Here is a 23,262-nt window from a genome sequence, read left to right as displayed (position 1 = left end):
ATTCTCATGTCGCGTCCCGACGTCATTCAAGTTGACGGAGTTTCGAAGAAATTCATCGTCCACAAAGATAAATCCCTCAAGGAACGCCTGGTCAATGCGGCGCGTTCGCGTACCCACGCGGAAGAATACTGGGCGCTCAAGAATGTTTCCTTCAGTGTGGCCGCTGGGGAATCAGTGGGTCTGGTGGGTGCGAACGGTTCGGGTAAATCCACCCTCCTCAAGGTGATCGGTGGGATCCTTACCCCCGATGCCGGGCAGGTCCGCACCCGCGGGCGCATGGCGGCTCTCCTCGAATTGGGGGCCGGTTTCCACCCGGACCTCACCGGTATGGAAAATATTTATCTCAACGCTTCTATCCTGGGCCTATCCGAAGCGGAAATCGACGCTCAACTCGATTCCATTATTGAGTTTTCCGGCATCCGGGATTTCATCCACACCCAGGTGAAGTTCTATTCCTCCGGGATGTACGTACGTTTGGCTTTCGCGGTGGCGGTGCATTCCGACCCGGATATCCTCCTCGTGGACGAAGTCCTCGCGGTGGGTGACGAACCTTTCCAAAAGAAATGCATGGAGAAAATTCGCCAATTCCAGCGCGAAGGGCGCTCTATTATTCTGGTGTCGCATTCCGCGGCGCAGGTGATCGAGGTGTGTGATCGCGCCGTCGTTCTGGATAAAGGTGCCATGGTCATGGTGGGGGATGTGCGCGATGCGATGTCCCGCCTCCACCAGGGCTACCAGGAACAAATGCTCGCCGAACTCGCGGAAAAGAACGGTGGGGTCCTCACCGCGGTGGATAGCCACCCGTGCAGTATTGACAACGCCGCGATTGTGGACGGGGTGCGTACCTCGGACGACGGGCTTTTCGTGCATATTTCCGGGGATACCATGCGTATTGCCTTCGATCTGGTGGCCCACGAGCCCATGCGCGATTACGGCGTGGTGGTGGAAATCACCACCATGAATGAGGGTACCCCGGTTTTCGGGATGTCCAGCCGTCGCCTCCAACTTCCCCTCCCCGCGGTGGATAGCGGCCACGCCACGATCATGGTGGTTCTCCCCGACCTGCATATTGGCGAGGGAGACTACATCGTCAATCTCGCGATTCTCAACAGCGCGGATATTGAAATTGAGCGGCGTAATAGCGTCGCGCTCTTTACCACCAAATCCGATGGGATGACCACGGGATTCGTCAAGACCTTCCCCGAAGTCTATGTTCATAATGTTAAGATCGAGGCGGGGAGCGGAACCCAGCAATAATACCGTTCGCGGCCACCACCGCTCCCGCGGATAGAGGGGAACCACGTGCCAGTTATCGATGCCCACCCACGCAGAGCTCCGCTCCGGTGGCGTACCCGCGGCTTAGCGGCCCTGGGCTCCCTCCTCTACTCCATCGCACTGTCCTTTATTTACGGCGTGAACGCGTGGGCCATCGGTCCGGTGCATGCCTGGGTGGCCGACCTCGGGCGGCTGCAATGCGGAACTGAGTTTCCGCGCCTGTACCTGCAAGAAGGCCGCTGTCCGATCATCGGTTTCCCGGAGGGGACCGCCACGGTCAACGGCGGTGTTTTTAGCCGCGCGGCTACTTTCTTTGCATTAATATTTCCTGGCGACGCCGCAGCAGCGCTCTCTGCGTGGTATTTCATCTGGATCGTCCTGGCACTTGTGGGCGCGTACGGACTGTTCTACTGGCTCACCTCGCACCGCCTGATTGCCGGGATTGCGGCTGCGGTGTGGATGATCAACCCTTCCGTTATTGGCATGGGTAATTTTGGTACGACTTTCTGGGGTGCGCTACTCCTACCCGCCACTATCTACGTGGGCGTGGTGCTGCTGCGGTTCTGGCTGCGGCCACCCTGGTGGCGCCGGCTTCTCGCTTTGGCTGGCTGGTGCGGGGTTCTCACCTGGGCTGTTTTCCTTGATGGTTATTCTTTCGTCATGCTCGGTTTCACCGCCGGGGTGGTGGTTATTGTGTTACCGCTGCTGCGGGGGCGCAGCGGCCTGCGGGATGCCGGTTTGGGCTTTGCTTATATGGCGGTGGCGAGTGTTGTGGCTTTGCTGCTTTATTACCGCAGTGCGGGCGGTGCGCTGGCCGGTATGGGCACCGGCGAAGATTTCTTCCGTTCCATGGGCGTGGATGTAGCTACCACGATTATCCCCACCTCGAGCGTGTGGTGGGCCGATCTCCTCGGAGTCGGGCTGGATGCCGATCTGCTATGGGGAGACGGCACGAATGTACGCTGGAATTACATCGGTATTACGGCTTTGGTGCTGCTCGTTTGCGTGCTGGTATGGGCGCGCGGGTCACGCCGCTACGTGCTGCTCTGGACCTTTGTGGCACTGGTGGCCTTTGTTATTGCCTTGGGGCCCTCGCTGAAATGGTGGGAAATCCGCGGTCCCTTGACGCCGCCGATTCAGGTGACTGATTATCTTATGCCCCGCTCGGAGGCCTTGTGGACCTTCCCGTGGGCATCGCTCTACGAGGAGCTTCCCGGCCTTGATCTTATGCGGGCTATCTACCGCTGGATGCTGGTGGTTCGCCTGGCCCTGCTCGCGGCGCTCGCGAGCGGCATCAGCGCGCTGGTGCGCCGGGAAGCGCGAGGCAGCTGGCGGCGGGTGGCCTGCGGAATCGTGGCTGCGCTGGCGGTGCTGGCTTCCGCCCCGAACCTCGCGGGCTTGGCGGTAGGCTCCAGCGACCGGGCCGCCCATCTTGAGGCACTTATCGGTGAGATTCCAGAAAAACTTGATGCTGCCTTGCCGGACGATGCCGTGGTGGCTTTCAGTTCCCCGGTCTCGGGCGGTAATGATTTTCTGGCCGGGGTGATCGCGAGCGAATCTGACTTGGTCCTCTACAACACTTTCGGTGATAAAGACGTGGCCCGGGCTCGGGAAAACTGGACCCCGGAAATGCAGGACGTGATCGGCTCACACGCGAACTTTGGGCATTCGGTGTGGCAGGTGCTCTATACCGGGCAGGTGCAAGCGGTGGTCATCCCGAATTTTGATTTCCGCTGGGGAATCGAACAGGGATCCACGGATGCTTTCGCCGCGGAAGCGCAGGCGCTGCGTGAGCAGATTGCTTCCGACCCGCGCCTGCGGATAGAGCCTCACGCGGACTTCACCATCGTCACGCTGGCGGAATAGCTCACTGGCGCACCAGCAGCAGGCCGGTGTGCCAGTTGAACCAGCGGCACGATCAGGCGCGCGTGATCCCCGCGAAATCAAAGGCAGCCGCGAGGTCCTGGTGGAGGCGAGGCACGCCCATAATCTCCTGGATATGGCGCTCACCCGCGGTAGAGAGACGCTCCCACAGCTCATCATCACGCATACCGTCCACGATAGCCCGGGCAAATTCCTCCGGGCTATTGGCGATCAGCGCGGTGTGGCGGTCTTCCAAACCCATGCCTTCAGCTCCGATATCGGTGGTCACGATAGGAACGCCCCAGGAGAGAGATTCCCCAACCTTGCCCTTCACTCCGGCACCGTAGCGTAGCGGCGCGATGGAGAGCCGAGCCGGATTATAAACATCAGCTAAATCAGCGGCGTAGCCGCATAGCTTCACACCGTTGCCCTCGAAAACCCGCAGGGATTCCGGCGGGTTTTTCCCATACACATTCACCTCAACATCTCCGAGCTCGTCACGCACCAACGGGTGTACCTCGGTGAAATACCAGTGCAGGCCATCCGCGTTCGGAGGATGGGCGAAGGAACCGATAAAACTAATGCTGCGCCGGCCCGTCAATCCCGCGGGGTGCTGCACCGGGACGTGCACATTCCCCACCACAAAGACCGGAAGTTCGGGATGGTCCGCATGCAGCATCTTCGCTTCTTCGGAGGAAACAACCAGAGTAGCGGTGCTGGCCCTCATAACTCCGAGCTCCAATTCCTTGGTTTGATGCGCAGCGGTGATAAGAGCATCATCACCGGCAAGTTTCGCTTCGCGTAGTTCTCGGGTGCCGTGCAGGTCTACCGTGTCAAAAATAACGGGGACGCCCGGAAGGGCGTGGGTCACCGGGAAGAGGCCAGCTGCCGCCACCCCGACCCGGGACAGGATCACTCCGCGTACATTTCCGCGAAGCAAAATAGTGAGAGCGTAGGCGCTGATATTAGTTTGGCCGTGTTCACTGAAAGAGTCGTAAACTACTTGGATTCCACGTTTCGTCAGGTTTCCAACATAGGGCTCGGGACGCTCCTTATTTTGCGGAATGAAGATCGGTTGATATCCGAGCCGAAGCAGCTCCAGCAGGATCTGTTCCATTCGTACTGAGCCAGAGTCCAAATCAGGGGTGATGACTGCGCCGTCGCATACAATAACGACATTTTTCGTATGAACAGCACGCTCCATTTCAAAGTCCGGGTCCTGGTAGCGGCTCAGCGGCTGTGATGCTAATTCTTTTGCCCATTTCTGAGCGAATTTCGCCTTATTAACGACCTGATAGCGCTTCGTACCTTGCGAGGTATCTGTCCCATTCGAGACGCCCTCGTGGTGAACAACAAGGGAGCGCGGTTCATAAACGGTGCGGTAGCCCAGGCGCCGTACTTCAAAAGCCAGATCGGTATCCTCGTAATAGGCGGGGATATATCGCTCATCGAAGCCGCCTAGCTCATCAAGAATGGACTTGCGTACCGCCAAGCATGCTCCGGAACAGTAGTCGACATCTCGGAAATACGTATAGGAGTGATTTTCCGGATTATTGCCGTTCCCATAGTTTTCCGTGACGCCGTCGGCAAAAACGACGCCACCGGCTTCCTGTAAGGTCCCGTCCGCGTATACCAAGCGCGCTCCCACCAGCCCGATGGAAGGATCGTCCATGCGTTCCACGATAGGTAGGAGCCAACCGGGATGCACTTCGGTGTCGTTATTGAGATAGACAATGATCTCACCGCGGGCATGCTGGAGCCCGGTATTACAAGCCCGAATAAAGCCGCCGTTTTTTGGCATATGAACAACGCGCAAGCCGATAATACGATCCAGTTTCTTGCCGGTGGAATCTGGGGAGCAATCATCTACCGCGATGATTTCATAAGGAATATTCCCGGCCGTTGCCGCCAGCGCTTTCAAGCAGGCAAAGGTTTCCTTCCAGTGCCCGTAGACCGGAATAATGATGGATACCAGCGGCCGCTCCGAGCAAGGCACCCGGTAGAGCACCTTCTGAAGTACCTTGCGACCGGCAGCTTCCGCTCCCGGAACGTGGCGGAGCACGGAACGGAGGGCGGCCTTGGCCGAGGAAGAAGAAATATTCGTCACGGCGAAATCCTTTGGTTGAAGAGGCGGCATCGGCTTTCTGTTCTTGAATTGTACTGTAGCGGCGTGCCGTGGCGCGGGAAGCGCCGACCCCGCGGCGCGGGAAATATTGTTGCGGTGCCGCCGTACTTCTAGTGTGCAACAGCGTATCTCCCCATGAGAGCCCGCGGAGCTTGTTAGGCTAGGTGCTGGATAATCGCGAGTGCGGCGGAGAGGGATATGAAGCTATTTGTGCAGGTTCCGTGTTTGAACGAGGAAAAGACCTTGCCCCTGGTACTGGAATCGATCCCTAAGGAAATTCCGGGCATCGATAGCGTAGAGATCCTTATTATCGACGACGGCTCTACCGACGCCACCGTTGAAGTCGCCAAATCCTACGGGGTGAAACACTTCGTGCGCCACGCCCGCAACCAGGGCCTGGCCCGCTCCTTCCGGGACGGAGTGGAATACGCGCTCGCGAACGGCGCGGATATCGTGGTGAATACCGACGGTGATAACCAGTACCCCCAGGAAGCCATCCCGGAACTGGTGGCTCCTATCGTGGCCGGGCGTGCCGATATCGTTATTGCTGACCGCCAAACCTCAAAAATTGCGCACTTCTCCCGCTTCAAGAAGCTTATGCAGAATGTGGGTTCCCGGGTGGTCAACAGGGCGGCCGGCACCAAACTTCCAGACGCCGCCTCCGGCTTCCGAGCCTACTCCAAGGGCGCGCTCTACCGCCTCAATGTGGTCACCCAATTCTCCTACTGCATGGAGACCATTATCCAAGCCGGAAATAAGCGGCTGCGTATCGACTCCGTGCCCATCACCACCAACCCGAAAACCCGCGAATCGCGCCTGTTCTCCAATATTTTCCAGCACATGTTCAAATCTGGGACCGCGATTGTGCGCTCCTACCTCATGTTCAAGCCCCATGTGCCCCTGGGCTGGACGGCCGCGATCACCGGGATCCTGGGTGCCATCCCCTTTATTCGCTTCCTCATCTTCTACTTCATGGGGCAGGGCGCCGGCCATATCCAATCCCTTATTTTCGGTTCGGCCATGATCGTGGCCTCGATTATCTCCATCACCATCCTCATTATCGCCGACCTCCTCAAAACCAACCGCGTCCTCCTCGAACAACAGCTAGAAGGCATCAAAGCCCTGCGTTCCGGTCCGCCGCGCCCGCTCGGAGCCGCGGCGAGCACCGACCAAGCCCCCAATGCCCTCGACGCTCCCGAAATGGATGACCCAGATCACCCACATGGTCCGGCTGCCGCCGCGAACGGGGGAGCCGCCCGGTGAAAATCCTCGGCTTTGGCACCTACAACACCGCGAACCACCCCCGGGTAGGGGTGCTGCTACGCGGGCTGGCCGAACACGGCCACACGGTCCGCGAACTCAATATTCCCCTCGATACCGGCACCGCCGGGCGGGTAGCAGCCCTCGCCAGTGCCCGCGGGGCGCTTTCTTTCGGGGCGGATATTGCCCGGCACTGGTGGCGGCTGGTGCGCGGGGCCCGGCGTTTCCGCGGCCCGCACGCCCCGGACGTTATTGTGGTGGGATACCTGGGCCATTTCGATGTTCTCCTTGCCCGCCTGCTCTTCCCTCGCACACCCATTGTGCTCGACCACCTCATTTTCGCCTCCACTACCGCCACCGACCGCGGCCTGAACAACGGCATCAAAGACCGCCTGCTGCGCACCCTGGATAGCGCCGCCATCCGCGCCTCCACCATCACGGTCCTGGATACCCCCGCGCACCTGGCGCACATGCCCGACTCCCTGCGTGCTCGTGGCGTCGTCGTGCCCGTGGGCTCGCCCGAAAGTTTCTTCGCCGCCCGCAGCACGCATCCGGTCCACACCCCGCCCCGCGTGGTCTTTTACGGACTTTTCACACCCTTGCAGGGTGCCGTCACGATTGCGCGCGCCCTGCTCCTCCTCGAGGAGCGCGGCGTGGATCTTGAGGTTACCCTCATCGGCACCGGTCAAGATTACGCCGATGTGCGCGCGATTCTCGCGGGCGAGGGAACCCACGTGCGGGTAATGTGGCGCGATTGGGTCGACGCCGTCGCGCTACCGCGCGAAGTCGCCTCCCATGACCTCTGCCTGGGCATCTTCGGGACGTCGGATAAGGCCCAACGCGTGGTTCCCAATAAGGCCTACCAGGGCATGGCCGCCGGCCTGGCCCTCATCACCTCGGATACCGCCCCGCAGCGCGAGATCCTTGGGGATGCCGCCCGCTATGTTCCGGTCGGGGATGCGAGCGCCCTTGCCGATATGCTTGAGCGCCTCGCCTCGGATCCCGAAGCCATCGCCGCGGCCCGCAACCGTTGCGGTGAGCGGGCTGATGTAGCTTTCCGCCCCGCTTACGTGGTACGTCCCCTCCTCGTCGCCCTTGACCGAGTGCCGGGTCGGTGCGGCACGAGACAAGGTGCGGCACCCGGTGCCGCACTCAATCCCAGCGGGGCCTCCGACCGCACCGGTGAAAAGAGCCCTCGGTGAAAAAAATCCTCAGCATCCTGCAAGCACCCCCCGTGCGGGCCGGCTTCATGATCCTCGCGGTTATTGCCGCGATCTGGGCTATCGTGGCGAACCGAGAGTCGGTGGGGGAGGCGCTCGCGGTGCTGCCCTGGTGGGTGAGCCTGGCCGGAATCGCACTTTCTTTGCTCTACGTGGTCTGCACGATGGTCTCCTGGCGCTACCTTCTCAATGACGTGGGCCAGCCCGTCCCCGCCCGGGTGGCTCGGCGTATTTTTTATACCTCCCAGGTGGCGAAATACCTGCCCGGCGGAGTGTGGAATTTTGTAGCGGCCGCGGAAATGGGCGCGGCGCATTCCATTGCGCGGCGGCGCTCCTTCGTGGCGCTGCTTCTCTCCATGGTGGTCTCCATTGTTACCGGCCTGGTGCTGGCGGTTCTCGCGCTGCTCCTCGGCCCGTCCGGCCTCATGGCGGATTACGGCTGGCTAGCCCTGGCCATTCCCGTGGGGGTGGTGGCTCTTATCCCACCCGTCCTCAATAAGATCATCAGTTTAGGGCTAAAAATTCTGGGGCGCGGGCAACTGGAGGCACAGCTCAGCTGGCGCGGTACCGGCCTGGCAGCATTGTGGGCGGCGGCCGGATGGCTTCTCATGGGTGCCCAGCTCTGGCTCATGCTCATCTACCAGGGCATGGCCGCTTCGCTGCCGACTTTCCTCCTCGCCACCGGCGGTTACGCGCTGGGCTGGACCGTCGGCTTCCTCGTTTTCTTCGTCCCGGCCGGGATGGGGGTGCGGGAACTGGCTCTTGCCGCAGTCCTGTCGACCGCGGTAGGGAGCGGGCCGGTTGTCGTCGTCGTACTACTTTCGCGTGTTTTCACGACCCTCGCGGACGTGAGCCTCGGACTCCTCGCCGGTTTCGCTACGCGCCGTGAGGCCCGCCGCTAAAGTCTGCGGATGCAGATACTCGCGCCACGCGCGGCGCAGCGCACTCAGGTGCGGGCGGTAGCGGCGCACCACAAGATACGCAACCGCGCAGGAAAGTCCCACGCACAAAAGGAGACCCAGGAGCGCGCGGGGCGGCGTGGTCCACGCTACCGCGAAGACCGGGGTTCGCAAGCCCACATAAAAACGCCAGGCCATTCGCACCGTGAAATCAATGGTCGTCACGGCGAAAAGCAGCGCCCCGGCCAGGGAAAGAACCGGGATGAGGCGGGAGCCGCGCGCGAAATCCGTATGTTTCCGCAGGTCGTGATGTTGGAGGAGAGCCGCGGCGCAGGTCACCAAGAAAGGGAAAACGAAGGGGAACCAGTAGCGTCCCTGCCACATTACCAGCGGGATGCGATCCGCCACCGCGGTATTGAGGAGCAGGGCACTGAAAGGCAGCACCGCCACCCCGAAAATAACCGCGCGGCGGTGGTGGCGTGCGCCGGCCCGGTAGATCGCGATGAGTAGGCAGGCGAAGAAAATCACGTAGCACAGGGAAACCGGGCTGCTCGGCTCCACGTTACGCCAGCCCGCGGTGCCGATGGTTTCGTGGATGTAATAGGGCATGGTTCCTAGAATTTGCAGGCCCATGCGGAAAGCGCCCTTATTGGCCACCGGATCGGGAGCCTTCCCGTAGGTGGAGGCCAGGTAATTCCATCCGAACCAGGCCAGGCAGCCCAGGGCGCATAGCGCGAGGAAAATCCAGAATCCGGGAGTGCGCAGGTAACGTCGCACCGCCGTGCGCCCAAAAATAATTGCGAAAAGTAAACAGAGCAGTATTGCCCAGTAGGGACCCACCGGGCGCGCGCAAATGAGGGGGATAGCGGCCAGCCCCCCGCCAATCCAACGCCATAGCTCCTCGCGGGCGGGAACCCGGTTGAGAAGGGGAAGAAGAAAACCGGTGAGGGCCAGGGCCGCCCCAATTTCCATCGACTGCGGATTGGAAAAACCGCTGAGGGAATAGAAACCCGGGGCCAGCAGGCCGATAGTGAGATAGGGAAGTGCGGCGCTGCGTAACCCCGCGTACAGAGAAGAAAAGCCGAGCGCGGCCAATCCGGCGAAAAGCCCGGCGGAGAGCACCCTGATACCCCAGAGCACATATTTCCCGGAGGCCAGCAGAAGGGGCCAATGGGTGAGGTAGTAGTAGAGCGGCGGGTAGTTAACCGCCGAGGTGCCCTGGGAGATGAGTTCGTCGTTCGTGGTGAAAATACGGGAACAGAAAGCGGTGGCAGCCGGGTCGTGGCGCCAGCAATCGGGGGCACCGCGACGCAAAAACGCGGGGGCATCCACGCGAATACTCTTCTGAGGGATTTGCCCGGTGACCACGGCATAACCGTAAATCTCATGCTGGGTTTCATCCGGGCCGCCGTTGAGCGGGGTGAGCAAACTGAGTCCCATCGCATAGATAAAGAAACCCACGAAGGCGAGGAGGAACATTTTCCCGTGCACTACCCGCCGGTGGTCCCGCGAAAAATCGATGGAACGCGCCTCAGCAGCATCGCCGCCCATGATCACCTCGATTAGTCATTGATTTACATACATTTCATAACAAGTAAGCCCATGGAATTATATGACGGGCACGGGCGAATCGGCACATCTCCTTGCGTAGCGCCACGTCAACACCAGGTACGTGCCCGCCACCGCGATGGCAAGCAGGGCTCCGATGAGGGCGTGCGGCGGGGTATCGGTGAGGACCCGCCACAGCGGTGCCGTGGTGATACCCGCGTAAAAACGCCAGGCCATCCGCACCGTAATATCAACGGTCGCCAGGAAGAAAAGAGCGGAGGTCGCTCGAGCAAGTGCCCTGCTCACTGCGGAACGACGGCGCCCGGAGGTTGCTATGACCGCCACGCACACCCAGAAGAGCGGGAAGAGGAAGGGGAAAGCGTAGCGGCCCTGCCAGATAGGGAAGGTGGTACGGCTCAACACCAGGGTGTTCATGAGGACGGCGCTAAGTGGGAGGGAAATAAAAGCCAGCGCGATGGATACCCGGTGCCGCAGCTGTCCCCACCGCCACGCGGCCGCCACCACGGCGAAGATAACCACCCAGTAGAGTACCGTGACCGGAACCGAAGTGGTGACGGAGCGCCAGCCGGCAGTTCCGATGGTTTCGTGCATGTAGTAGCGGAAGTTCCCGAGCAGGCGCAGCGTGAGAGCAGTCCAGCCGTCATTGGTGACTTCGGTCGGTGCGGGGCCGTAGATTGTTGAGATACGGGTCCACGCCAGCCAGCCCACGCATCCGGCGGCGCACAGCGCCAGGAATACCCCGAAAGCGCGGGTGCGCAGGTAGGTGCGTACCCGTTCGCGTCCAAATACCCCGGCGAGAAGCAGACACATGGCAATAGCCCAGTACGGGCCCACCGGGCGCGCCAGGATGAGCAGCAGTGCCGCGCAGCCCCCCGCGACCCACCGTTGTGCCGTTTCCCGTGGGGGGAGAGTGCGGATGAGCGGGATGAGACACCCGGCCATGGCGAGGGCCGCCCCGATTTCCAGACTTTGCGGATTGGAAAAACCCGCGAAAATGAAGAAAGCCGGGGTGAGAACGGTAAGGGCAATAAAAGATTCAAGACGGTGGGGCAGACCGGTCGCGAAAGCGGAAACCCCGAAAGCTGCCAGCAGCGAAAAGAGCAGCGCCGAACATATCCGCACGGCCCACAACGCCGCCGCACCGCTGAGGAACCGCAGGGGCTGGTGGGTGAGGGCGTAGTAGAGCGGTGGGTAATTAACCGCGCTTGTGCCCATTTCCCGCAGGGTGGCATCGGAACTGAGCGGGGGTGAACACCACGCCGTTTGGGCGCGAGTGGTGCGCCAGCAATCGGGGGCACCCGAGCGCAGGTAGCGCGGGGCGAGTACCCGTTCCGATTCGAGCGGAATATTACCCGTGACCACCTGGTATCCGTAGATTTCATGCACGGGTTCATCCGGGGACCCCTGCAGCGGGGTGAGTAGACTCAGGCCTGTGGTGTAGCAAAGAAAAGCGAGGAAAGAAAAAAGGAAGACTCGGGGGGACCACAGGCCGCGCGCGGGGGGAACGTGCGGTTCAGCTGGAAGAGGCGCGTGTGATGTCATATTTTCGCGTCACCGATGCGTCCGCCACGCCGCCGCCGCGCGTCGCGTAAGCCCTGGCGCATGAGCTGGCGCCGCTCGGCCCCGCGGTCGAGGAGCAGTCCGTTAAAAGCGAGATATTTGGCCAGCCACCAGGCGTAACGCATCCGCCACTTGCCCGGGAATAGTGAACTGCCGATAACCCGGGCAGTATTGCGTACCAGATAGTAGTTGCGGATCGGCGCGTGTACGTGCACCGGTTGCGTACGTCCGGGAAGAAGAACGACGGCGTCCCCCAAAGAATGGTAGAGCCGGGCGGCCGTGACGCACACCAGGCGCCACCCTTGGCTCCGGGCGCGCACGCCCCACTCCAGGTCCACGTGGTCAATAAAGAGGGCGGTGCCCATTCCGCCCACGTCATCGAGCGTTTCCATCCGGATAAGGCACCCGGAGGCAATGAGGAAAGCAACGTCAAGGACCGGGCGCTCCAGTTCGGCCGCGGTGGCACGCTTGGGGGCCCACTCGCGAGCGACGTAGACCAGCTGATCCTCCCCTTCACGCTCTTCGCTGGGGAGGGGGCCGGCAGCACCAATCTGTGGATCACCGGCCAACACCTCAAGTAGATGGGCCACCATATCCGAACCCACCAGGGAATCCTGATCCATGAGCAGCACGAAACGAGCGCCGCGGGCGCGGGCTTGCTCAATCCCGATATTCGTGGCCGCCGCAATACCGAGATTCTGGTTCAGCGGAATGAACTGGGCACCCACCGCGCGCGCACTTTCCGCTATGGCTGCCCGGCGCGATTCTTCCGAATCGTTATCAATAACCACCACGTGCCCGACCTGCAAGGCTAGCGCGGTGAGACGGGTGGTGCAATTCCCGTCTGGGTTATAGGTGATAACGACCGCGGTGACCTGGTTAGCGAGGGCGGACAGTTCAGCCCGCTTCATATTTAACTCCGCAAGGTGGCGAGGAAAGCCTGGACATCCTCATAACGAGGGAGGAGCCCGCTGCGTTCGGCCTCATCCAGGCCGGGGGCATCGGTATCCTTGGGGGAGAGCAGCAGCTCAAGCTTCTTACCCTGGCGATCAGTTTCCGGGAATACCAAGCCCACCTGCGAGCACAGCGGATTAACCCCGTGTTCGCGGCCGGGTGCGTATTGCGCGGAGCACAGGTAGACAACGGTGGAATCATCTTCCAGTGCTACGAAGCAGTGGCCCAGGCCCTCGGAAATATAAATGGCTTTCCGGGTGTCATCATCGAGAAGAACGGAATCCCACTTGCCGTAGGTGGGGGAGCCCACCCGAATATCAATAACGAAATCGAGAACTGCACCGCGCGGGCACATAACGTATTTCGCCTGGCTGGGCGGCACATCGGCAAAATGGATGCCGCGGACGGTGCCGGCTTTCGATACCGAGGTGTTCACCTGGCGCACATCCAAGCGGTGACCGATTGTTTCTTCAAAAACGGAGGATTTGTAGGCTTCCAAGAAAATACCGCGTTCATCGGGGAAATGCTTGGTGGTGATTTCCCATGCGCCCGAAATCGCTAATTCCCGAATCTCCATAATGTTCCCTCACTCGGCTACTCGATGTATGGGAACTACGATACCTTCTCCGCGCCGGTGATGCGGAAGCTAGACTGGAATAACCAACGCGCTTCCCGCGGCCCTACCTATACCATCCGGTGCGGAGGGGATCGCCGGGTGCCCCGTGAATTCCCCGAAGGACCGTATGCGAACCAGTGATACCACCATGAGCTCACGCCGTTTCTATACGTGCGCGGGGCTCCTCACGGTTCTTTTCCTTATCTGGCAGATGCTCTGGGCACTTGCCAGCCCGCCACTGCGCACCCCGGATGAGCCCCATCACCTCAATTCCATTATTCGACTCGAGCAGACGGGGCAGTGGCCCGATCCGGGAACAAGTCGGCTTTACCGTGATGTTTTTGAGGCGTCACAGGCCAGCGGCCTGCTGGTGGAGGACGCCCCCAGCTACTCCCTGCATTACCGTACTCGCCTCGGACGAGATGCCTGGATCGGTGCGGATCCGGATTCCTATGCCAGCCAGAGAATTCTCCCGCACGAGCAGCGCCGTTCCCCACGGGCCGAGGAGACAGTTCCTATTTTGGATCAGATGACTCAGCATCCCCCGCTCTATTACGCCGGCGGGGCACTGGTGTTGCGAGCTACCGGAATGACGGATGCCCCCTGGGACCGCCAGATTCTTATCCTGCGGCTCTACTCCATTGTGCTGACCTCACCTCTGGTGCCCTGCCTTATTTTCGCGGCTCGCCGCGCCGGATTGAGCCGACGCGGTGCACTCCTGGCCTCCGGTACCGTGTACGCGATTCCCATGCTCGCATTTATCTCCGCTTCGGTTACCAATGACGCGCTCTTCATCGGTGCTGGTGCCCTCAACATGGCAGCGGTGAGCGCAGCCATGTTCGGAGTTGGGCGGTGGCGCACCGTACTGGGGGCTGGGCTTGCCTTAGGACTCGGCTTGTGGAGTAAGGGGATTTTCATTCCCATGGGGTTGGTGGTCTTTCTTTCCTTCCTTGCCAATCCGCACGTGGGAACGTGGGGGCGGCGCCTCGCCCAGGGCCTGAGCGCGGGACTCATCGGTGTTCTCGCCGGCGGCTACTGGTGGCTGCGTAATATCGTGCGCTACGGGGTGATCCAACCCGATGGTTTCCAGGCCCAAGCCACGGAGCCGGGCACAAATATCGGTTTCTTCGCCGAGCGGGTGACCACGTCCTTTGTAGACTCTTTCTGGTCGGACTTCGGGTGGCTCGATGTCACTTTTGCGCCGCCGCTTCTCATTCTCCTTACTCTTCTCGTGGCTATTTTTCTTGCTCGTGCCCTTCGCACCCACCCGGCTAAGCGGTGGCGTTTCCTCATCTTCGCCTCGAATATTGTGCTGGTCCTCGGCATGCTCATCGTGCAGGCCTATAACCAGTACCGCGGATTGGGAATTATCGGCGGGGTGCAGGGCCGCTATCTTTTCGCCGGTGCCGTTGGCTTGCTCGTGGTTATTACGATGGGGGCAGCCGGGCACCATTGGGATCCGCCGCTGCCCGGAACCACGAGCCGCCCCCGTTACCGCGAAGAAGCCGGGTGGCGCAGTTTCCTCCTGCCCGCAGTGGTGGCCGCAAGCATGCTGCTCTCCGCGTACGCGATGCTACTGTGGTTGCGCTCATGCTACCCGGGAGCTTTCTTTGGAAGAGGCATAGAGCGCTGGGCGCTCGCGGCGGGGCTGCCGGCACCGGTACTCGGGGCGGCAGTCACGCTCGGATACGTCGCGTTCCTCGGTGGGAGTGTGGTGTACTACCGGCTTGTTCGCGCCCAGCTGCTGCCCCAGTTTCGCCCCGTGAGGCCGGCACACCGCACCGCGGGCTCATCCCACGCTGCCGCAGCTTTGGTCCAATGAGTACAATAACGCGGGTATAGACAAGGAAAGGACACCCATGCGCTGGATGGTTACCGGAAGTCGGGGAATGCTCGGCCAGGATCTCGTTGCTTTGCTCGCACAGCGGGGGCAGAACGTGCTCGCCGTGGATAAGAGCGAGCTGGATATTACCGATCCGGCCGCGGTAGCGCACCTGGTCGATAAGGTCGACGTCGTCGTTAATGTTGCTGCGCATACGGCCGTGGATAAAGCCGAAAGTGAGGAGGCGGCAGCTTTCACCATTAACGCAACCGGCCCGCAAATCCTAGCCCGGCGCACCGCGCAGATCGGCGCGAAACTGGTGCAGGTCTCCACCGATTACGTATTTTCCGGCGACGCCGTGGACCCGTACGAAGAAAATGACGTCATGAACCCCAAGGGCGCCTACGGGCGCACCAAAGCGGCCGGGGAGTGGGCGGTACGCGCCGAAACGGACGACTACTATATCGTGCGGACCGCGTGGCTGTACGGCGCTCAGGGCAATTGCTTCCCGAAAACCATGGCGCGCCTGGCCTGTGAACGCGATGCGCTCTCCGTGGTGACCGATGAGGTGGGCCAACCCACCTGGACGGTGGACCTCGCCGATCTTATCTACCGCATGGTCGAAGCGAATATTCCCTCCGGGACCTACCACGGCACGTCCTCGGGGAGGACGAATTGGTGGAATTTCACCCGTGAGATTGTATCGACGCTGGGTAAAGACCCGGCGATGGTGGGGGAGACGACGGCGGCTGCCTTCAACCGGCCCGCACCGCGCCCGCATTTCTCGGTGCTCTCGCACGGCGCCCTGCGCCGGGCCGGTATCGAGCCTATCGGGGATTGGAAGGAACGCTGGGAAGCCGCTGCCCCGAGCGTGCTCGCGGAGTACCTGGGCTAGCCGAGTACCTGGGTTAGCTGGGTGCCGGGGCTAGCGGAATAGCAGTGGACTAGCACGGCACACGAACGGGGCGGCCGACACCATGTCAGCCGCCCCGCTTTATGTGAGTGGGCCCGAATGGCGGGCCCGAATCACGTGTTACGGACTAGAGTTACGCGCCCGCCAAGCTCGTTTTAGTAGCTTGCCGAAGGAATATCGTGCTGGGCTTCCAAGATCCCGAGCAGGTAGTCCCCGTAGCCGGACTTGCGCAGCTTTTCCCCGCGTTCCCGCAATTCTTCATCGCTGAGGAAGCCGCGCCGCCACGCCACTTCCTCAGGGCAGCCCACCGAGAGGCCCTGGCGTGCCTGGATGGTGCGCACGAAGCTGGTGGCATCCGCGAGGGAATCGAAGGTGCCGGTATCCAGCCACGCGGTACCGCGGTCGAGCACCTCAACCTTGAGTTTGCCCGCCTCCAGGTACTTGCGGTTGACATCCGTGATTTCGTATTCCCCGCGCGCGGAAGGCTCGAGGTTGCGGGCGATTTCAATAACGTCATTGTCGTAGAAGTACAGGCCCGGCACCGCGAAATTGGACTTCGGGTGGGCAGGCTTTTCCTCAATGGAGATCGCCTTGAAGTTTTCGTCAAATTCGACGACGCCGTAGGCGCGCGCATCCGAAACATGGTACGCAAAGATAGCGCCACCATCCGGATTGGTATTACGTTCCAAGCGGCGTCCCATCGTGGGGCCGTAGAAAATATTATCGCCGAGCACCAGCCCGGCCGGTTCGTTACCAATGAAATCGGCGGCGATGGTGAAAGCGGTAGCCAGCCCATTGGGCACTTCCTGCACCGCGAAGGAAATACTGATGCCGAATTGGCTGCCGTCCCCGAGGAGCCGGTGGAAAGCCGGGGCATCTTCGGGTGTGGTAATAACCATGACGTCACGGATTCCGGCGAGCATCAGCGTGCTCAGGGGATAGTAGATCATCGGTTTGTCATACACGGGTACCAGCTGCTTGGAGGTGCCCAGCGTAACGGGATGAAGTCGAGTGCCGGAGCCTCCGGCCAGAATGATTCCACGCATAGGGTCATTTTTGCCTATTTGCAGGCCGGGCGCCACCGGCCAGGCAGGTTTCGGGTCCTGGCGGGCCGGTTACGCCCGCGGTGATTGTGAGCAAATCGCCCACGCGGCACAAGGCGCACCCGGCCGCGGCAACACGCCGAACTCGAACGGAAGTTCGGGTGGGCAATATACCGCTTTCGCTTGACTTTTGGGGTATGACACGCTTGTAATTTATAAAGACACCTTGGTTAGAGGAGGACATGTGCGGAGGATTAACCCCGGCTTGCGCGTCGCGGGGAACGGCGGATTGACGCCGCAGGACGCCCAGGACGCCATGCTCGACATCTTCGACCTCGGTTATGAGAAAGCTGATTCGGCATCCCTGCACTGGCGTGAATCCGCGCTGTGTGCCCAAACCGATCCCGATATTTTCTTTCCTGAAAAAGGCGGCTCCACCGCCCCCGCCACCTCGATCTGCCACGAATGCCCGGTGCGGGAGGAATGCCTCGAATACGCCCTCCAGCATGATATTCGTCACGGTATCTGGGGTGGCATGTCGGATAATGACCGCCGGCGCCTGAGTCGGCAACGCCGCCGCGTCGGCGAGGCATAACCGCCCAGCGCCCGCGCTGGCGTAGCATCAACAGCAATGCAGTTCAGAATTCGCGCTCTCGTTATCACCCGGCCGGGCTCCGCCTATCTGGAGGAGACCCTCGCCGCGCTGGAATACTCCACCCGGAAACCCGATGCCATCAGCGTGCTCACCGGAAAACTCGGGGTAGCTGTCAATAACGCGGTTGCCGCGGACTCCCGTGAATCAAGCGGTGAACCACACGGCACCGGCGAGTCCACCACCGCTGAATCGACTGCCGCACAATCCACCACCGGCTACGACGCCTACTGGATCCTGCACGACGATAGCGCCCCCGCTCCGGAAGCCCTCGCGAACCTCGCCCGCACCCTGGAAAACGCCGCCAATATTGGTGCGGTCGGTTGCAAACAGGTGGATTGGTCCGATCCTGGTGCGCTTCTGGAAGTTGGAATCCGGGCCACCCGCAGCGCGCGGCGGGTTCCGGAAGTCGCCATCGATGACCGCGACGGTGGGCAGCTGGACGGGCGCTCCGATGTCCTCGCGGTGGGAAGCGCCGGCATACTCGTGCGCGCTAGCGCCCTGCGTGAAGTCGGCGGTTTCGATACCTGGCTGGGGCCTTTCGGGGACGGGCTTGAACTCTCGCGGCGCTTGCGCGGAGCGGGCTGGCGCGTCGTCGTTGAACCTACTGCTACCGTGCGCCACGCGCGCGTCTCCCTCGGCAACGACGGCCGTGATTCCTTCGCGGCGCGCCGCGGCGCGCAACTCTACAACGCGGTGCTCGCCGCCCCCGCGCTGCTCGCGCCCTTCCTGTTCCTCGGGTACGTGCTGCTCGCCCCGGTGCGGGCGCTGGTGCGGCTGCTGGGCAAAGAGGCACGGCTTGCGGACGGTGAAATACGCGGGGCCGCTCGGCTGCTGGGGAGCCTTCCAGCACTGATGCGGGCCCGGCGGCGGCGCCGGCGCACCGAAAAAAGCCGCGCCGGACTCGCGGCCCTCGAAGCGCGCGGGCGTGATGTGCGTGCGGCGCGGCGCGAAATGACACGCAGCGAACGGGAGAAAATCCGTTTGGTGGCGCGCCCGAATCCGCTCGAAGAAGCAGAACGACGGCGCTGGCATCGGTCCACCGCACGTGCCCGGCGCACCGTCCTCCTGCTGACCACGCTCGTGGCGGGTGTGGCTGCTTTCCCGCTGCTGCGCGGCGGGTACCTGAGCGGCGGGGCACTGCGCCCCGATGCCCTGACCGGCACGGAACTGCTGCGCGCTAGCCTGCCCGGCTGGCTCGCGGTGGGCGATGGCAGCCCCGGGCGCATCGACGCGCTGTGGACCTTACTCTCCCCGGTGGCGCTGGTACTGCAACCCTTCGGGGGCACCCTGGGGGACGCCGCGGTGCTCTTACTCCTCAGCGCGCCCGTGCTGGCCGGTATGACGGCTTTCTGGGCGGCCCGCACCCTTACCTTCTCCCCGCACGTACGCGCGGTGGCCGGCCTGGTCTGGGCCGGGGCCGGGCCCCTGGTGGGGGCGCTGAGCGCGGGTCACGTGGCCGGAGCTCTTGTCCATATTCTCCTACCGGTGCTGGCCGCCTCGGTGCTCTCCGTATGGCGCCTGCCCCGCACCCGCGACCGTATCGAATCCACCGCGGGTCTGGGCACCGCGGCCCTAGCTGGTATCTACCTGGCGGCGGCTGCCCCGGTGATGCTCGCCGTTCTTCTTCTCGTTGCCCTGGTGGGGGCACTGCGCTGGCGGCGCCTGCGCTGGCTGTGGGTCGCGATCCCCGCAGCCGCGGTGGTCATTCCCGGGCTTGAAGCATCCTGGCGCTTGCTTTTCGCCACCCCGGGAGAGCCTTTCGCGGCCCGCCCGGGCCCGCTCGATCTCCTTTCCTTCTTCCCGCTCACCCAGCCGGAGTCCCTCCCGTGGCTCGGGGAGATTGCCATGATCTGCGCGGTGTGCCTCGTGGTCATCGCGGTACTGGCCCTGGGGCGCGCCCGCAATTGGCAGCGCATCCGCGCCGGCTGGCTGATTGCCGCGGCTGGTTTCGCCTGGGCGGTCGCCTCCACTCATGTTTCGGTGGCCCAGGTGTACGACGGCGCTACCGCACTCAGCGCGCCTGCCTGGAGCGGCATCGGCTTGAGCGTGGCACTCGGCGGGCTGTGGATCGCGCTGGTGAGCGCCGGGGATGGCCTGCGTACCGATATGAGCGGACGCTCCTTCGGGTTTTTCCAGCTCCTGGGTCTCGGATCGGTCGCGGTCCTGATCCTCAGTGCCCTAGCCGGATCGGGTCTCTACCTCAGCCGCGCCCTCACCGGCACCACCGAGCTGCACCCAGAAACCGGCCGTTCGGTGCCGGCCGCTGCCACCCTCGAAGCATCCTCCCCGGACCGGGTGCGGGTCCTCGCCCTCTATCCGGCCGAGAACGGTATTCGAGCCGAAATCTGGCGCGGGCCGGGCCGCCAACTCACCGATAGCACCATGGTCGGTGCGCTCGCGGCCCTGGAAGGAACCTCCGCGGATGATGCCGCCGCGGCGGACGTGGCTAGCGCCGTCGCCGATATGAACGCCGGAAACCCGCGCGCCGCGGAAACCTTAGCCGAACACGCTATCTCCTACGTGGTTATTCCCGCGCAAGCTCCGCGCGCCGGGGAACTGGCCCGCGCCCTGGGCGCAACCGGCCGTTTCGATATGATCAGCGCCAATGAGCAGATGCTTTCTTGGCGACTCACCCGCAGCGAGGCGAGCGCCGTGGATGCCGCGCGCCTCACCCTGGACGGCAGCGCACTGCCCGCCGGGCGCTACGGTGTGGACACCGAGCTACCCGCACGGGCGGGACGTAACGGCGGGATTGTGCGACTGGCCGAACGCCAGGACCCGCTCTGGGAGGCCCGCCTGGACGGCCAGCTTCTTCCCACCTATAGCGCGGGATGGGCCCAAGCTTTTGAGATTTCGGCCGGGAGCTCCGGGCGCCTGACAATTTCCTATAACCGCACCGGGGATGCTCTGGTGGCCGGCGCGCGGATCCTCGCCGTGGCCGCGGCGCTCGTGGTCGCCATCCCGGTGCGCCGGAAGGTGGTCGAGTAATGGAGCAGGTTCGCGAGGAAACCGAAGTGGGGCGCGCCAGCGGGCGCGGGGCGCGTTGGCGCCGCCTCACGGTGCGGGCCGGGAGCGCGCTCGCGGTGCTGGGAATCGCCGCCGCGGCAGCGGCGGCCGCCGTCGTTCTTCCCACCGGGGCTCCCCGCGCGGTAGAAGCCGAGGTGGCGAGCGCGGGAGAAGCCCCCACCCAGCTGCTGTGCGGCGGCGGATTCGAACAAACCATTTCCGCGGGTATGACCGTGGAGGGCACCCCCGGGGGAAACGCGGATAATATCGCTACCCAGGTGCTACTCTTCGGTACCGCGGATAAGGAGGCGCGCGCTGCGCTACCCGCCGGAACCATACTGAGCGCCGATCCTGGGGAGGTTCTCTCCGGTGCGGTGTCCTACAGTGCCCAGGGCGGTAACGGGCGCGGCCTGGCCACGAATCCTTGCGTGAGCGGGGCGGGGGAGCTGTGGATCACCGCCTCGGCCACCACCGTGGGGTACTCCAACCAGCTTCTTCTCACCAATCCGGGAGCCGCGCCCATTACCGTCCGGGTCGATGCCCTGGGCGGTGCCGGGCCGCTCGGCACGGTACGGGTGGCCGTTCCCGGGCGTTCCACCGTACGTCACACCCTGGACGGGCTGCTCGCCGAAGACTCCCGCCTCGCCCTCCACCTGAGCACCCCGGCCGGCACTTTCGGAGCGACCCTGCAAAATCAGCATATTTCCGGTACCAGCGGCGCCGGGGTTGATTTCACCACCGGTGCCCCGGCCGCCACGGATCTCACTATCCCGGGGATCCCGGAGGGCTCCACCCTGCGCATCGCCAATCCGGGGGAGGCTACCACCTTCACGGTGCAGCTCACCGCAGAAGACGGCACCACCCGCACCCTTCCCGGCGGGGAGGACGTGGCCATCGCCGCAAATTCCGTTATGGATCTCACTCTGGCCGGTATCGACCCGGGTACCTACGCGGTGCAGGTGCGTGGGCCGCAGCCCCTCGCCGCGGGTGCGTCACTGGGCGGCGGGGGAGATACCGCCTGGGCCAGTCCGGTTGCCCCGGCCGCCCGCACCGCGGGAAGCTTCGGGCCCGGACCGGCCCGCCTGGCGCTGGCCGGGCGCGGCCACGCTGAGATTACCCCGGTGGGAGCCGACGGTGTGGATCTTGACCCCGTGAACGCCCAAGTTTCGGGATATACCACGGTGGACCTACCCGAAGCTGCTCGCGGATACCGCATCGAGGCGGAAAACCCGGTGAGTGCCGCCGCGCTTGTTCGTGCCCCGAACGGGGAAGCTGGCGGAGCGAGCGGAATTGACTGGGTGGGCGCGGTTGCCGACCAGCGCGAGGCGCTCTCTGCCCGTGTCGCGGTGCGCCAGAACTAGAAACCGCGGTGCGAGCCACCTAGGCGTGCACGATCAACAAAAACGCACCACCGCGGCCGCCGCGGCGCGCAGGAACGCAGGCACGCGGGCCGCAGCTGCGGCGTCGTACCAAAAAACTAAAAACCGCGCCGCAAAAAATCGATGTCTTCGGGGTGGCGGGAAATCGCCGCGGCGAGCTGCTCGGTGACGATATCGTGGATGACGATACGCGGGAAGGGGCTGGCCATCGCGGTGCGCATCATCGGCATCCGGTAAAACAGCAGCCGCGCCCGCACCGCGCCGCCGCGTTCGAAAGGCAGCAGGCGCGCGAGCGGCACGCCGTCCTCCCACGGCGAAGGATCGGAGGCCGGCACGTCCATCACCGCGAAATCAAGATCGCGCATGTCATCACCGAAATGGGCGCGGTAGGTGGCGAGTTCGGCGGCGATAATATCGTCGAATTTATCGGCGCGGGTGCGCCAGGCGGGCAGGGTATAGGGGATCACCGGTCCTCGAATGCCCCGTCCGTGCCGATCACGGCGGCGGGGGCGAGGCTGGGAAGGAAAAGTGTCCATACCCCAAGGTTACACGGGCGTGCTAACGTCTAAGGCGTGAGTCCGTTGAGAAAGTGTTCCCGCACCACGTGCCAGCAGCCGGCCGTTGCCACGCTGACGTACCAGTACGCGGAAGCAACCGCCGTGATCGGGCCGCTCTCACCGGTGGCCTCCCCGGGCACCTTCGACCTGTGCGAAGCCCACGCCGAATCGGTGACCGTCCCGCGCGGCTGGCAGATGATCCGCCTGCGCACCGAATTTGAACCGGCCCCGCCCTCGGATACCGACCTCATGGCGCTCGCGGACGCCATCCGCGAAACCGCCACCCGCCAGCCACCCGAACCCACCCGCGCTACCCGGCGGGTGAGCCGCCCCTCCGATGTGGAGGTGCGCCCGCGCCTGAGCGTGGTGCGCAGTGAAGAGCCGGAAACGCCGAAAGACAACTAGAGGTACGACGACGCCTCTTCGGCTCCGCGCCCAGTCCGCACACGTTATGCCCGCCCCGTGCGCCTTGCGCTTCGTGGCCGCCGCGCTCACCGCGCACGCTATTCGCGCGTTTTTCTGCACGATTGGCACGAACGTGAGAAA

At 63.1% G+C, this 23,262-nt stretch carries 18 protein-coding genes; 11 read left to right on the top strand and 7 right to left on the bottom strand.

The window, feature by feature from the left end; all coding sequences use genetic code 11:
* Window positions 1-6: 6 nt before the first annotated feature.
* Together ACRQEG_RS00640 and ACRQEG_RS00635 are read left to right on the top strand one after the other, a co-directional pair.
* Window positions 7-1,257, top strand: coding sequence for an ABC transporter ATP-binding protein (locus tag ACRQEG_RS00640; RefSeq protein ID WP_320757780.1), 1,251 nt, complete (start codon window positions 7-9; stop codon window positions 1,255-1,257).
* Window positions 1,258-1,302: 45 nt separating this feature from the next.
* Window positions 1,303-3,141 (top strand): glycosyltransferase family protein, encoded by a 1,839-nt coding sequence (locus ACRQEG_RS00635; protein ID WP_320757781.1) that lies wholly within the window; start codon window positions 1,303-1,305, stop codon window positions 3,139-3,141.
* 52 nt (window positions 3,142-3,193) lie between these two features.
* On the opposite strand, the gene ACRQEG_RS00630 is transcribed toward ACRQEG_RS00635, so the two are convergent.
* Window positions 3,194-5,245 carry a glycosyltransferase gene (locus ACRQEG_RS00630; RefSeq protein WP_320757782.1) on the bottom strand — a complete coding sequence of 684 codons (2,052 nt, stop codon included), beginning with the start codon at window positions 5,243-5,245 and terminating at the stop codon, window positions 3,194-3,196.
* A 216-nt stretch (window positions 5,246-5,461) separates the two neighbouring features.
* On the opposite strand from ACRQEG_RS00630, the gene ACRQEG_RS00625 reads away from it, so the two are divergent.
* The 3 genes from ACRQEG_RS00625 to ACRQEG_RS00615 are packed head-to-tail and all read left to right on the top strand — an operon-like array spanning window position 5,462 to window position 8,645.
* Window positions 5,462-6,526 carry a glycosyltransferase family 2 protein gene (locus tag ACRQEG_RS00625; RefSeq protein ID WP_435733747.1) on the top strand — a complete coding sequence of 355 codons (1,065 nt, stop codon included), beginning with the start codon at window positions 5,462-5,464 and terminating at the stop codon, window positions 6,524-6,526.
* Window positions 6,523-7,725 (top strand): glycosyltransferase family 4 protein, encoded by a 1,203-nt coding sequence (locus ACRQEG_RS00620; RefSeq protein WP_320757784.1) that lies wholly within the window; start codon window positions 6,523-6,525, stop codon window positions 7,723-7,725. Before ACRQEG_RS00625 ends, ACRQEG_RS00620 begins: the two co-directional genes overlap by 4 nt.
* Window positions 7,722-8,645: a lysylphosphatidylglycerol synthase domain-containing protein gene (locus ACRQEG_RS00615; RefSeq protein WP_435733746.1), complete on the top strand. Its 924-nt coding sequence runs from the start codon at window positions 7,722-7,724 to the stop codon at window positions 8,643-8,645. Before ACRQEG_RS00620 ends, ACRQEG_RS00615 begins: the two co-directional genes overlap by 4 nt.
* Here ACRQEG_RS00615 and ACRQEG_RS00610 read toward each other — a convergent pair.
* Genes ACRQEG_RS00610 through ACRQEG_RS00595 form a run of 4 tightly spaced genes read right to left on the bottom strand, consistent with a single transcriptional unit; the run spans window position 8,559 to window position 13,302 of the window.
* Window positions 8,559-10,193 carry a glycosyltransferase family protein gene (locus ACRQEG_RS00610; RefSeq protein WP_320757786.1) on the bottom strand — a complete coding sequence of 545 codons (1,635 nt, stop codon included), beginning with the start codon at window positions 10,191-10,193 and terminating at the stop codon, window positions 8,559-8,561. The two genes, ACRQEG_RS00615 and ACRQEG_RS00610, sit on opposite strands and share 87 nt — an antisense overlap.
* A 57-nt stretch (window positions 10,194-10,250) precedes the next feature.
* Window positions 10,251-11,753, bottom strand: a complete 1,503-nt coding sequence (locus ACRQEG_RS00605; protein WP_320757787.1) for a DUF2142 domain-containing protein — start codon at window positions 11,751-11,753, stop codon at window positions 10,251-10,253.
* On the bottom strand, window positions 11,750-12,682 hold the full coding sequence (locus ACRQEG_RS00600) for a glycosyltransferase family 2 protein (protein WP_320757788.1): 933 nt from the start codon (window positions 12,680-12,682) through the stop codon (window positions 11,750-11,752). The genes ACRQEG_RS00605 and ACRQEG_RS00600 overlap by 4 nt, the downstream gene beginning before the upstream one ends.
* 2 nt (window positions 12,683-12,684) lie before the next feature.
* Window positions 12,685-13,302, bottom strand: a complete 618-nt coding sequence (locus ACRQEG_RS00595; protein ID WP_016443143.1) for a dTDP-4-dehydrorhamnose 3,5-epimerase family protein — start codon at window positions 13,300-13,302, stop codon at window positions 12,685-12,687.
* Window positions 13,303-13,468: 166 nt separating this feature from the next.
* On the opposite strand from ACRQEG_RS00595, the gene ACRQEG_RS00590 reads away from it, so the two are divergent.
* A complete protein-coding gene (locus ACRQEG_RS00590; protein WP_320757789.1) occupies window positions 13,469-15,163 on the top strand; it encodes a DUF2142 domain-containing protein in 1,695 nt (564 codons plus the stop codon).
* Between the two features lie 37 nt (window positions 15,164-15,200).
* Window positions 15,201-16,058 carry a dTDP-4-dehydrorhamnose reductase gene (gene rfbD / locus ACRQEG_RS00585; RefSeq protein ID WP_320757790.1) on the top strand — a complete coding sequence of 286 codons (858 nt, stop codon included), beginning with the start codon at window positions 15,201-15,203 and terminating at the stop codon, window positions 16,056-16,058.
* Between the two features lie 173 nt (window positions 16,059-16,231).
* Here the strand turns inward: rfbD and rfbA are convergent, their stop codons facing one another.
* Complete coding sequence (gene rfbA, locus ACRQEG_RS00580) at window positions 16,232-17,122, bottom strand: glucose-1-phosphate thymidylyltransferase RfbA (protein ID WP_016443140.1); 891 nt, start codon at window positions 17,120-17,122, stop codon at window positions 16,232-16,234.
* A gap of 241 nt (window positions 17,123-17,363) precedes the next feature.
* Between rfbA and ACRQEG_RS00575 the strand changes: the two genes are divergently transcribed.
* Genes ACRQEG_RS00575 through ACRQEG_RS00565 form a run of 3 tightly spaced genes read left to right on the top strand, consistent with a single transcriptional unit; the run spans window position 17,364 to window position 22,141 of the window.
* Complete coding sequence (locus tag ACRQEG_RS00575; protein WP_016443139.1) at window positions 17,364-17,714, top strand: WhiB family transcriptional regulator; 351 nt, start codon at window positions 17,364-17,366, stop codon at window positions 17,712-17,714.
* Window positions 17,715-17,750: 36 nt separating this feature from the next.
* A complete protein-coding gene (locus ACRQEG_RS00570) occupies window positions 17,751-20,762 on the top strand; it encodes a glycosyltransferase (protein ID WP_435733745.1) in 3,012 nt (1,003 codons plus the stop codon).
* Window positions 20,762-22,141: a DUF5719 family protein gene (locus tag ACRQEG_RS00565; RefSeq protein ID WP_435732828.1), complete on the top strand. Its 1,380-nt coding sequence runs from the start codon at window positions 20,762-20,764 to the stop codon at window positions 22,139-22,141. The genes ACRQEG_RS00570 and ACRQEG_RS00565 overlap by 1 nt, the downstream gene beginning before the upstream one ends.
* Before the next feature lie 116 nt (window positions 22,142-22,257).
* Here ACRQEG_RS00565 and ACRQEG_RS00560 read toward each other — a convergent pair whose 3' ends face one another.
* Window positions 22,258-22,695 (bottom strand): metallopeptidase family protein, encoded by a 438-nt coding sequence (locus tag ACRQEG_RS00560; RefSeq protein ID WP_244899287.1) that lies wholly within the window; start codon window positions 22,693-22,695, stop codon window positions 22,258-22,260.
* 36 nt (window positions 22,696-22,731) lie between these two features.
* Here ACRQEG_RS00560 and ACRQEG_RS00555 point away from each other — a divergent pair, with 36 nt between their 5' ends.
* Window positions 22,732-23,121 carry a DUF3499 domain-containing protein gene (locus tag ACRQEG_RS00555; RefSeq protein WP_087070520.1) on the top strand — a complete coding sequence of 130 codons (390 nt, stop codon included), beginning with the start codon at window positions 22,732-22,734 and terminating at the stop codon, window positions 23,119-23,121.
* Window positions 23,122-23,262: the final 141 nt, after the last annotated feature.

This window comes from Actinotignum stranguriae (assembly GCF_051265215.1).
Classification (GTDB): Bacteria; Actinomycetota; Actinomycetes; order Actinomycetales; family Actinomycetaceae; genus Actinotignum; species Actinotignum schaalii_C.
This window is presented reverse-complemented; position numbering and strand designations above follow the sequence as displayed.